This is a genomic window from Minwuia sp., from assembly GCF_048007105.1.
Taxonomy (GTDB): domain Bacteria; phylum Pseudomonadota; class Alphaproteobacteria; order Minwuiales; family Minwuiaceae; genus Minwuia.
Genome location: NZ_CP180352.1, coordinates 3,885,427 through 3,897,385, shown reverse-complemented (window position 1 = coordinate 3,897,385; position 11,959 = coordinate 3,885,427). Strand labels below are relative to the sequence as shown.

9 protein-coding genes and 1 tRNA gene are annotated in these 11,959 nt (G+C 65.1%); 8 read left to right on the top strand and 2 right to left on the bottom strand.

Translation table 11 applies throughout. The annotated features are described in order from the left end of the window. Positions 1–42 precede the first annotated feature (42 nt). The 7 genes from ACMVY4_RS18870 to ACMVY4_RS18840 all read left to right on the top strand — a co-directional run bounded on the left by ACMVY4_RS18870 (position 43) and on the right by ACMVY4_RS18840 (position 7,869). Positions 43–855 (top strand): division plane positioning ATPase MipZ, encoded by an 813-nt coding sequence (locus ACMVY4_RS18870; RefSeq protein WP_416897507.1) that lies wholly within the window; start codon positions 43–45, stop codon positions 853–855. A gap of 170 nt (positions 856–1,025) precedes the next feature. Further along, entirely contained in the window at positions 1,026–3,803 is a 2,778-nt protein-coding gene (gene gyrA, locus ACMVY4_RS18865; protein ID WP_416897506.1) for a DNA gyrase subunit A, read from the top strand. Between the two features lie 34 nt (positions 3,804–3,837). Beyond that, entirely contained in the window at positions 3,838–4,335 is a 498-nt protein-coding gene (gene coaD, locus ACMVY4_RS18860; RefSeq protein ID WP_416897505.1) for a pantetheine-phosphate adenylyltransferase, read from the top strand. A gap of 9 nt (positions 4,336–4,344) precedes the next feature. Beyond that, positions 4,345–5,370: a tRNA preQ1(34) S-adenosylmethionine ribosyltransferase-isomerase QueA gene (gene queA / locus ACMVY4_RS18855; protein WP_416897504.1), complete on the top strand. Its 1,026-nt coding sequence runs from the start codon at positions 4,345–4,347 to the stop codon at positions 5,368–5,370. Next, entirely contained in the window at positions 5,367–6,494 is a 1,128-nt protein-coding gene (gene tgt / locus ACMVY4_RS18850) for a tRNA guanosine(34) transglycosylase Tgt (protein ID WP_416897503.1), read from the top strand. Before queA ends, tgt begins: the two co-directional genes overlap by 4 nt. A gap of 20 nt (positions 6,495–6,514) precedes the next feature. After that, positions 6,515–7,714 (top strand): acyl-CoA dehydrogenase family protein, encoded by a 1,200-nt coding sequence (locus ACMVY4_RS18845; protein ID WP_416897502.1) that lies wholly within the window; start codon positions 6,515–6,517, stop codon positions 7,712–7,714. Between the two features lie 79 nt (positions 7,715–7,793). Next, positions 7,794–7,869, top strand: a tRNA-Lys gene (locus tag ACMVY4_RS18840). A gap of 477 nt (positions 7,870–8,346) precedes the next feature. Here ACMVY4_RS18840 and ACMVY4_RS18835 read toward each other — a convergent pair. Next, positions 8,347–10,278: a cation:proton antiporter gene (locus tag ACMVY4_RS18835; protein WP_416897501.1), complete on the bottom strand. Its 1,932-nt coding sequence runs from the start codon at positions 10,276–10,278 to the stop codon at positions 8,347–8,349. After that, positions 10,271–10,888: an NAD(P)H-dependent oxidoreductase gene (locus ACMVY4_RS18830; protein WP_416897500.1), complete on the bottom strand. Its 618-nt coding sequence runs from the start codon at positions 10,886–10,888 to the stop codon at positions 10,271–10,273. Before ACMVY4_RS18830 ends, ACMVY4_RS18835 begins: the two co-directional genes overlap by 8 nt. Positions 10,889–11,176: 288 nt before the next feature. Between ACMVY4_RS18830 and ACMVY4_RS18825 the strand changes: the two genes are divergently transcribed. Then, entirely contained in the window at positions 11,177–11,950 is a 774-nt protein-coding gene (locus ACMVY4_RS18825; RefSeq protein ID WP_416900351.1) for an enoyl-CoA hydratase/isomerase family protein, read from the top strand. Positions 11,951–11,959: the final 9 nt, after the last annotated feature.

Below are 11,959 nucleotides of genomic sequence, written 5' to 3'. Positions count from 1 at the left end.
TTCTAGGACTGCCAGCCTGATCATTCCGGATTCGGGCGGAGCATGAGCCAGAGCGCACACGCCATCGTCGTCGGCAACGAAAAGGGCGGGACCGGCAAGTCCACGACCGCGATGCACATCATCGTGTCGCTGGTCCGTGACGGCCGGCGCGTCGGCGCCATCGACCTCGATGCCCGGCAGGGCACGCTCAGCCGCTATTTCAGCAACCGCGCCCGCACCGCCGTGCGCCGCGGGGTCCGGCTGCCCATGCCGGAGATCGCCGCGGTCCAGCCGACCGACAACCCGGATGCCGATACCCGCAAGCTGATGGCCATCCTGGAGAACTTCGCGCCGCGTCTTGAATTCGTGGTGATGGACTGCCCGGGTCATGACAACCCGCTCAGCCGGCTGGCCCACAACTTCGCCGACACGCTGATCACGCCCATGAACGACAGCTTCGTCGATCTGGACAACCTGGCGGACGTGGATCCGGAGACCTTCGAGGTGCTCAAGCCCAGCCGGTATGCGGAAACGGTCTGGGAGGAGCGGAAACGCCGCATGCTGCGCGACCGCGGCTCGGTGGACTGGATCGTCATCCGCAACCGGCTCAGCCAGCTTGACGCCCGCAACAAGCGCCGGGTCGGCGACGTCCTGGAGAAGCTCAAGGACCGCATTGGCTTCCGCGTTGCGCCGGGCCTTTCCGAGCGCGTCATCTACCGTGAACTGTTCCTCGACGGGCTGACCCTGCTGGACGTGATGGACGACGATTCCGGGGTCGAAGTCAGCATGTCCCACATCGCCGCGCGGCAGGAACTCCGCGATCTGATGGATGCCTTGCATCTGCCGGCGCCGGAGACGCGCAGCGAGGCCTCCTGAGCGGCGGAAAAGTGCCTCTGACGCTTGCCCGGCGGCCTGATACGGGCTATCAAAAACAGAACCTTATCTCACTGATTCACTGCGATTTCATGACGGCCTGATCTGATCCCTGATCGGCTGTCGTTCAGGCGTAGAATACGCCGGTCGCAGGTCGACGGAGGCCCTGCCACTTGGCCAGCGATGATACCCCCCAGGCTCCCGGCCCCCTGCCGCCGGGTGACGTAGCGCCCATCGCCATCGAAGACGAAATGCGGCAGTCCTATCTGGACTACGCGATGAGCGTCATCGTCTCGCGCGCGCTGCCCGATGCGCGCGACGGGCTGAAGCCGGTGCACCGGCGCATCCTCTATTCGATGAACGAGAACGGCTACACGTCCGACAAGCCGTACCGCAAGTCGGCGCGCGTGGTCGGCGACGTGATGGGCAAGTATCACCCGCACGGCGACAGCGCGATCTACGACGCGATGGTCCGCATGGCGCAGGACTTCTCGATGCGGCTGCCGTTGCTGGACGGGCAGGGCAACTTCGGGTCGATGGACAACGATCCGCCTGCGGCCATGCGCTATACCGAGATCCGTCTCGACAAGGCCGGCGAGGCGATGCTGGAGGACATCGATCTCGACACGGTCGATTTCCAGGAGAACTACGACAACACGACCAGCGAGCCGAAGGTTCTGCCGGCCCGTATTCCGAACCTGCTGGTCAACGGCGCCGGCGGCATCGCCGTCGGCATGGCGACCAACATCCCGCCGCACAATCTGGGCGAGGTCATCGACGCCTGCCTGGCGCTGTCCGAGGATCCCGCGCTGACGGCCGAGGACCTGATGCAGTACGTGCAGGGTCCCGACTTCCCGACAGGCGCCACGATTCTGGGCCGCTCCGGTATCCGGTCAGCGCTGCTGTCCGGCAAGGGCTCCGTCGTCATGCGAGCCAAGACCTCGATCGAGGAGGTCCGCAAGGACCGCTGGGCCATCGTCGTGCACGAGATCCCCTACCAGGTGAACAAGGCCGCGATGCAGGAGAAGATCTCCGAAGCGGTGAAGGTGAAGCGTATCGAGGGCATTTCGGCGATCCGCGACGAGTCCGATCGCGACGGCGTCCGCGTGGTGATCGAACTGAAGCGCGACGCCATGCCGGAAATCGTGCTGAACCAGCTCTACCGGTTCTCGGCGCTGCAGACCTCGTTCCCGGTCAACAGCCTGGCGCTGCTCGGCGGCCGGCCCGAGGTCCTGAACCTGCGCGACATGATCGACGCCTTCGTGCGCTTCCGCCAGGAGGTCATCACCCGGCGCACGCGGCACCTGCTCGGCAAGGCCCGTGACCGCGCCCATGTGCTGGTCGGTCTCGCCATCGCCGTCGCCAATATCGACGAGATGATCCGCATCATCCGGAACGCCCCGGATCCGGCAACGGCGCGGGAGGAGATCATCGCCCGCGACTGGCCGGCAGAGGACGTCCGCGCGCTGGTCGAACTGATCGACGATCCGTCCCACAAGGTCGTGGATGGCCGTTACAGGCTTTCCGAGGGCCAGGCCCGTGCGATCCTGGACCTGCGCCTGCACCGTCTGACCGCACTGGGCATGGACGAGATCGGCAACGAGTTGCAGGGTCTGGGCGAGAAGATCACCGACTATCTGGAGATCCTGTCCAGCCGTCCGCGCCTGATGGGCATCCTGCGCGACGAACTGATCGAGATCCGCGAGAAGTTCGCCACGCCGCGGCGGACCACGATCGAGGACCTCGAGTTCGAACATGACGACGAGGACCTGATCCCGCGCGAGGACATGGTCGTCACCGTCAGCCACGCCGGCTACGTCAAGCGCGTGCCGCTCTCGACCTACCGGGTGCAGCGCCGCGGCGGCAAGGGACGGGCGGGGATGTCCGTCCGCGACGAGGATTTCGTCGCCAAGGTCTATGTGGTGAACACCCACACGCCGGTGCTGTTCTTCTCCTCGGCCGGCAAGGTCTACAAGATGAAGACCTACCGCATCCCGCTGGCGCCGCCGAACGGGCGCGGCCGCGCGATGCAGAACCTGCTGCCGCTGGAACAGGACGAGGTAATTCAAACCCTGCTGCCGCTGCCCGAGGACGAGGCGGAGTGGGAGAACTACCAACTCATGTTCGCCACCCGCTCGGGCAATGTCCGGCGCAACCTGTTGTCCGACTTCGGCAATGTCATGTCGAACGGCAAGATCGCGATGAAGCTCGACGAGGGCGATTCCATCGTCAATGTCCGCATCTGCACCGGCGACGACGACGTGCTGCTGGCGCTGCAGGGCGGCAAGTGCATCCGCTTCCGCGCCGACGATGTCCGTATCTTCAAGGGCCGCGACTCGACCGGCGTCCGGGGTGTCCGGCTGGCCGGCGGGGACCGCGTGATCGCCATGTCGATCTTGCGTCATGTCGAGGCCGAACCGGCGGAGGCGCGCGCCTATCTGAAGCATGTCGCCATGTTGAAGCGCGGTGAGCAGAATGGGGTCGATGAGCCGGATACCGGCGACGAGAACGGCAACGCGGAAGAGGTGCATCTGACCTCCGAGCGGATCGCCGAACTGGGCGCCGCCGAGCAGTTCATCGTCTCGATCACCGAGAACGGCTACGGCAAGCGCAGCTCGGCCTACGAGTACCGCGTGACCGGCCGTGGCGGCCAGGGAATCGTCAATATCGTCACCAGCGCCCGCAATGGCGGCGTGGTGGCATCGGGCCCCGTGGACGACAGCGATCACATGATGCTGGTGACCAACGGGGGCAAGCTGATCCGCATCCGGGTTGACGAAGTCCGCATCGCGGGGCGGAATACCCAGGGTGTGACGCTGTTCAGCGTCGGCGACGGGGAGCGGGTCGTGTCGGTGACGCGGCTTGCGGACGCCGACGAGGACGACGAGGACGAGAACGGCGCCGGTCCGGAGGAGGACGGCGCGGAAAATGGGGACGGGGCGGAGGAGTAGCCGCAGGAGCCGCCCCGGGGGAGGAACCATCAGCATGTCGCGTGAGATTGTCGGGCTCTATCCCGGCACCTTCGATCCGATTCATCTGGGCCATTTCGACATCATCAGGCGCGCCGCGCGTCTGGTGGACCGGTTGGTCATCGGTGTGGCCATCAATGCCGGCAAGGGGCCGCTCTTCTCGCTGGAGGAGCGGGTCGAGATGGTCGAGCACGAAGTCGCCTCCTTCGAGGGACAGTGCGAAGTGCGCCCGTTCGAGGGCCTTTTGATGCATTTCGCCGAGGAATGCGGCGCCCGCGCCATCATCCGCGGCCTGCGCGCCGTCTCGGACTTCGAGTACGAGATGCAGATGGTCGGCATGAACGTGCGGCTGAACGCCGACATCGAGACCATCTTCCTGATGGCTTCCGACAGTCACCAGTTCATCGCCTCCAAGCTGGTCAAGGAAATCGGCATGCTGGACGGCAATGTCCGGCCTTTCGTCTCGCCGGCCGTGGCCGAACGGCTGATCGCGAAGCTCGAAAACAAGGGCTGACCGGACGCGGTGAAGGTCGATCTCTTCGATTTCGACCTGCCGGAAGAGCGTATCGCGCTCCGGCCCGCGGAACCTCGTGAGAGCGCCAGGCTGCTGGACGTCGGTCCCGGCGGTCTGGCCGACCGCACCATCGCCGATCTGCCGGACATCCTGGAGCCGGGTGACCTGCTCGTCGCCAACGACACGAAGGTCATCCCGGCGCGCCTGAAGGGCCGCCGCGGCGAGGCGCGGATCGAGGCGACCCTGCACATGCGTCTGGACGGCAGTAGCTGGGCCGCGTTCGCGCGACCGGCGAAGCGGCTGCGTGAAGGCGATACGGTGATCTTCGATGGGCTGACGGCCGAAGTTGCCGAGAAGCGCGAGGCCGGCGAGGTGGTTCTGCGTTTCGACCGCGGCGAGGCCGAGTTGATGGCGGCGCTGCATGCGGCCGGGGAGATGCCGCTGCCGCCCTACATCGCCTCCAAACGGCCGACGGACGAGCGGGACCGCACCGACTACCAGACCGTGCTGGCCGACCGCGAGGGCGCGGTGGCGGCGCCGACGGCAGGGTTGCATCTGACCGAGGCCCTGCTGGCGAAGCTGGCGGCGAAAGGCGTGGAACTGGCCCGCCTCACCCTGCATGTGGGCGCGGGGACCTTCCTGCCGGTCAAGGCCGACGATACCGACGATCACCGGATGCACGCCGAGATCGGCGAGATCACTGCCGAGACCGCGGACAGGATCAACGGACGGACGGGGCGGCTGATCGCCGTCGGCACCACCTCCCTGCGGCTGCTGGAATCCGCCGCCGACGACAGCGGGCGTGTGCAGCCGTTCTCCGGCGCGACCGACATCTTCATCACCCCCGGCGTCCGGGTACGCACTGCCGACATGCTGCTGACGAACTTCCACCTGCCCCGGTCGACGCTGTTCATGCTGGTCTCGGCCTTCAGCGGTCTGGAACGGATGCATTCCGCCTACGCTCATGCCATAGAGACGGGCTACCGCTTCTATTCCTATGGCGACGCCTGCCTGTTGCACCGCGTGGACGCATGACCGCATTCGCATTCGACGTCGAGGCCACGGACGGCCGGGCCCGCGCCGGCCGCCTCCGCACCGCCCATGGCGAGATCGAGACGCCCGTCTTCATGCCGGTGGGCACCGCCGGCACCGTGAAGGCCATGCTGCCGGCATCCGTGAAGGCGACCGGTGCGTCGATCATTCTCGGCAACACCTATCACCTGATGCTCAGGCCGGGCGCCGAACGCGTCGCGGCGCTTGGCGGACTGCACCGTTTCATGAACTGGCCGGGGCCGATCCTGACCGACAGCGGCGGTTTCCAGGTCATGTCGCTGGCCGGCCTGAGAAAGCTCGACGAGGAGGGCGTCACCTTCGCCAGTCATATCGACGGCCAGAGGGTGAAGCTGACGCCGGAAAGCTCGACGGAAATCCAGGACCTGCTGGACGCCACCATCACCATGGCCTTCGACGAGTGCACCGAGTATCCGGCGCCGCACGAGAAGGCTGCGGAATCGATGCGTCTTTCGATGCGCTGGGCCGAGCGCTCCCGCAATGCCTTCCGCAACCGGGAGGGCTATGGCCAGTTCGGCATCGTCCAGGGCAGCACTTTCGAGGATCTGCGCCGGGAATCGGCCGAGGCGCTGACCGGTATCGGCTTCGAGGGCTACGCCATCGGCGGTCTCGCGGTGGGCGAGGGACAGGACGAGATGTTCCGCACGCTCGACTTCACGGCGCCGATGCTGCCGGAGGCGCATCCGCGCTACCTGATGGGCGTCGGCAAGCCGGACGATCTGGTGGGTTCGGTCCAGCGCGGCGTCGACATGTTCGACTGCGTGGCCCCGACCCGTTCGGGCCGGAACGGACAGGCTTTCACCCGCCGCGGGACGGTGAACATCCGCAACGCCCGTCACAAGGACGATCCGCGGCCGCTGGACGATGAGTGCGGTTGCCCCGCCTGCACCGACTACAGCCGAGCCTATCTGCACCATCTGGTGAAGGCGAAGGAGATCCTCGCCTCGATGCTGCTGTCCTGGCACAACCTGCACTACTACCAGTCGCTGATGAGGGGCATGCGGACCGCCATCCGGTCCGGCGGGCTGGACAACTTCGCCGCGGCCTTCCGTGCGGAGCAGGCCGCCGGCGACATTCCGCCCATCTAGTCGCGAGGAGGACACCGGGGATGGACATCCGGCTTTCGGCAGAGGATCAGGCGTTCCGGCAGATGGTGCGCGACTGGCTCGAAAGCGCCATGACGCCGGAACTGCGGGACGGCGCGCGCAAGCGGACCAGTCTCTGGCAGGACATCGAAACCTCGATGGCCTGGCAGCGCATCCTGCACGAAAAGGGCTGGGCCGCCCCGGACTGGCCCGAAGAACATGGCGGCACCGGCTGGGGCATCATCCAGCGCTACATCTTCGCCCAGGAATGCGTCCGCGCCGAGACACCGGGGCTGATCCCCATGAGCCTGAAGATGTGCGGCCCGATGCTGATCGGTCACGGCACGGAAGCACAGAAGGCGTACTACCTGCCGCGTATCCTCTCTGGCGAGGACATATGGTGTCAGGGCTATTCCGAGCCCGGCGCCGGGTCGGATCTGGCGTCCCTGAAGACCATGGCGGTCGGTGACGGCGACGACTACGTGGTCAACGGGACCAAGATCTGGACCAGCTACGCCCAGCACGCGAACATGATGTTCGCACTGGTCCGGACCTCGACCGGGGGCAAGCAGCAGGAGGGGATCTCCTTCCTGCTGATCGACATGGCCTCGCCCGGCATCACCGTGAAGCCGATCATCAATCTCGCCGGCGCGCACGAGCTCAACCAGGTCTTCTTCGACGATGTCCGTGTGCCGAAGGCGAACCGTGTCGGCCCCGAGAATGGCGGCTGGACGGTGGCCAAGTATCTGCTGGAATTCGAGCGCTTCGGCATGGGCTCGATCGAGATCAACCGTACCCTGGAGAAGGCCGAGACGCTGGCCCGCATGACGCCGGCCGGCGGCGCGACGCTGGCCGATGATCCGGCCTTCGCCGCGAAACTGAGCCAGCTCCGCACCGCCAACATGGCGCTGGAAGCGACCGAACAGCGGGTGATGGCGAGCCTCAGCGCCGGCGGGCCGCCAGGCGCCGCGTCGTCCTTCGTCAACATCCTGGGCGCGGAAACATCGCAGCGGGCCGACGAACTGGGCGTCGAGGTCTGCGGCTATTTCGCAGCGCCCTGGCAGCCCGAGGCGCTGGAGCCCGGCGTCAACCGGGAGCCGGTCGGGCCGGAACTGGCCGTGCCGCTGCTGCCGTCCTGCCTGTCCAACCGGATGCGGACCATCGCGGGCGGGTCGTCGGAGATCCAGCGCAACATCGTCGCCAAGGCCATTCTCGGCCTCTGAAGGCGGTTCAGCGGCTTGACCCCCGGCGGGCCGCGGCCTAGGTTCCGCGCCGCTGTCCGGCGCGCCGCGCAGCCTCGGTGGGCCCGTAGCTCAGTTGGTAGAGCAGCTGACTTTTAATCAGCGGGTCACAGGTTCGAATCCTGTCGGGCTCACCACTTAATCCCTTGATTTTCCTGAAGATTTTTTCTCCCGCCCTTCAACGTCATATAGACGACATCATCTTATGTGTAGAATTTGTGTCGTCTTCGATGTGGCGAACACGAACCAGCTGTTTGTCGATTGTGCCAAGATTGTGCCGCCGATCGCTCATTTCTAAGTCCCTGGTAAATCAGTCAAAATCGGTCGAGACTCCAAATGCTGTAAATTTGGCCGAAAAAATATATTTTAAATCAATGACTTATAACATGTCATGGCGACTTTTAATCAGCGGGTCACAGGTTCGAATCCTGTCGGGCTCACCAATAATTTCAATGGCCCGGGTGGTGTGCGGCAGGCAGGTTTGGCCCTCGGCAGTCAACGTCTGCCGAAAGTGCATCTGATCGAGTCGCAGGGGTTCGCCAAGAGGGGCTGATGGTCACTGGCCTGCAAACGGCGGGGCAATCGACTGGCGCCTTGAAAGACGGGCTCCTGGATCACTCGGGCTCCTCTGACCTGCGTTTCTCGGTCTCTACGTCATTCACCGAAGGCGGCGACCAGCCGCGCTCGGCGCGAATCGCGAACCCGCGATCCTCGCCTGTCAGAGCCGCTTCGATCTCGGCCCTGACCTCGTGTGTCTTTTCGATGAATGCCGGGTTCTCGTGAAGCGGCACATTCGGAACGTAGAGATCGGCCAGCGCCCTAAGATGCTTGCGGTCGTTGACGACATATTGCCGGGCCTTTCGTTCCGCATCGAAAGGATGCTCCCCAAGGGCCTCTAGAGCCGAACGTCCGGCCCGGACGGCGCTATCGAAGGTTTCGCGGATCACGTCTCGCGCGCCGGCGGACCAGAGTTCGTAGACATGTGTCCGGTCGACGGCGCGGGCGACCACATGGACCTGCGGATGGTTCTTGCGGACGTGGCGCACAAGTTCGGTGATGCGGTCTCGGCCATCGATGGCGATCACGATCATCGCTGCCTTCTCGATACCCGCGGCATGCAGCAGGTCGGGGCGCGTGGCGTCGCCGTAGTAAACGCCGAGCCCGAAGGCCCGCAGCATCTCAAGCTGCGCCGAGGAATAGTCGAGCACCGTTGTGGTGTAGCCGGATTCCCGCAACATCCGGTTGACCACACCGCCGAAACGGCCATGCCCGGCGACGATGATCGGTCCGATCTCGTCGATCGGATCGGGGCTGTCCGACGCCGTGTCGATGAAACGATGGGCGATGACGCGGTCGTGCAGAATGAAGAGAGCCGGTGTCAGCAGCATCGAGATCGCCACGACCAGCAGCAACTGATCTGCCAGCGCTTCGGGCATCACCGACTGCGCCACGGAAAAGGACAGCAGCACGAAGCCGAACTCGCCCGCCTGTGCCAGTCCGAGGGCGAGGAGCCAGCGGTCCGAACCGCGGATCCGGAACAGGAAGGAGAGCCCCAGCAGAATGACGGCCTTGACCACCATGAGGCCGATGGCCAGTCCCACGATCATGCCCGGGCTTTCGGACAGAAGGCCAAAGTCGATGCCGGCGCCGACCGTGATGAAGAACAGGCCCAGCAACAGTCCCTTGAAGGGATCGATGTCGCTTTCCAGTTCGTGACGGTACTCGCTGTTGGCGAGCACGACGCCGGCGATGAAGGTGCCCAGGGCCGGTGACAGACCGATCAGGGTCATCAGAAGCGCGATGCCGACCACCCAGAGCAACGCTGCGGCGACGAAGATCTCCCGCATGTTGGCCAGCGAGACGAAGCGGAACATGGGGCCGGTCAGCCGGCTGCCGATGACGATCACGATGGCGATGCCGGCGACAGTCACCAGAGCTCGCTGCCAGCCGGCGAGCCCTTCGACCAGGTTGAGTCCGTGCCCGTGACCGTCGCCCTCATGCCCGGTGGCGGCATGGGACATGTCCTGCAACTCCGGCATCGCCAGCAGGGGAATGAATGCCAGCATCGGGATGACGGCAATGTCCTGGAACAGGAGTACCGAGAAGCCGCCCTGCCCGCCGTCGCTCTTCATCAGGCCCTTTTCGTTGAGGGTCTGCAGCACGATCGCCGTCGACGACAATGCCAGCACGAGACCGATGGTCAGGGCGACCGTCCAGACCTGCCCGAGTGCAAGGGCGACGCCCATTACCACGGCCGTGGTGAGCACGACCTGCAGTCCGCCGAGTCCCAGAAGCCGCGCGCGCATTGACCAGAGCAGACGCGGCTCCAGTTCCAGTCCGACGAGAAAAAGCATCATCACGACACCGAACTCGGCAAAGTGCTGAATGCTGACGACGTCCACTCCGAAGGCGGAGAGCAGCGGGCTGATGGCGATCCCCGCGATCAGGTAGCCAAGGACCGAGCCGAGCCCGAAACGGGTCGCGACGGGTACAGCGAGGACGCCCGCGATCAGGAACACGAAGGTGATGAGAAGGATGTCACCCATGGCCTGTTGCCTCGTGGATCGGCAGGTCGCGCGCGGTTGCCACATCCATCGTGCATGCGCGATCGAATGCGTAGCGGTCATCCCTGATGGCCTCGATCAGCCTCACATATCCATCGACATGCTCAGGGATGCGGCCGTCCGAGGGGGCGAGCAGGGACGCATACAGGACATAGGGCGCAGCGAAGCGCATTCCGCAGAGTCGTGCGGTCTGTTCCAGCGGTGTCAGGAAGGTCCGGAGCGGAAAATGCTGGTATCCACCCTGCGCATAGGCCTCTTCCGGCCCGGCTGCCGACACCGCCAGCATCATCGTCTTGCCATGAAGGCGTTCGCCGCCAAGGCCGTAGGCAAATCCGTGTTCCAGCACAAGGTCCTGCCACTCCTTGATGATCGAGGGAGTCGAGTACCAGAACAGAGGGAACTGGAAGAGGATCACGTCATGGGCCAGCAGACGCTCCTGCTCGCGATCGATGTCGATATCGTGGCGTGGATACAAGGCGTAAAGATCCACGAACGATATCCCGTCAACTCCGCCCACTGCACGGGCCATCTCGCTGTTGACGTGTGAACGCCGGTGTCCGGGATGGGCGTAGTAGATCAGCAGTCGAGCCATGCCGCTTCCAGGATGCTGGTGATTGTTCAGGCGCGCAGTTCAGACTCCTTGTAGCGCTTCGGCAAGCCCGTCGAAGATTCCAGCGATGAGCTCGTTGTGGCCGGTCTGCCTTCAAACAGCGCCGTGGTGCAGCGCCCGCGGACCGGGATCGACCAACTCACGGAGATCGAGCCGGACAAGAAGTCAAGGATCCTGTCCTCAGGCTGCGGCTTCCGGGTTCTGACAGGCGCCGGATTTCCTCTAGTATGGCCCGTCACTGGGGAGAGACGGGGACCGTCTGTGAACGACATGCATGTACTGGACGAATTCGCGGACGGCGTGCTGACGCTGACGCTGAACCGGCCCGAGAAGCTGAATGCCATCACCAACGGCATGATTGCGGCGCTGCTGGCGCATCTGGACCGCGCGAGCGGCGACGATGCGGTCCGCACGATCGTGCTGAAGGGCGCAGGCAAGGCTTTCTCGGGCGGGGACGATCTGAAATCGATGGGCGATATGCCCTGGCCGATGCCGCCCGGCGCGCATCCGATCCGCGAGGTGCAGCAGCGCCTGATCAAGCGCTGGTACTGGTTCGAGAAGCCGACCGTCGTGGCGATGCGCGGCCGTGCCCACGGCATCGCCGAGGATCTGTTGTTGTCGGCCGATTTCCGGGTCATTTCCGACAGCGCCATCCTGGGTGATATCCGCGCCCGGCGGGCGGTGCCGGTCGGCTCCGGCGGCACCTGGCTGCTGCCGCGGATGATCGGCCTTCCGGCGGCGACCAGGCTTATGCTGACCGGCGACACCATCGGCGCCGACGAGATGGAGCGGCTGAATCTGGTGTCCGAACGTGTGCCCGACGACGAACTCGAGGCCGCGGCGCACCGCCTTGCCCTGCGGCTCGCAAAAGGGCCGACCAGGGCCATGGGCATGCTGAAGCACCAGATGCGCCGCGGGCTGGTCACCGACTTCGAGACCGCGCTGGAACTCGAGATGGAATGGCTCGACGCCCCGGTCGAGGACCGCGAGGAGGGCCGGCTCTCCTTCATCGAGGGCCGGGAGCCGAACTTCACCGGCCGGTAGACCCTTTCG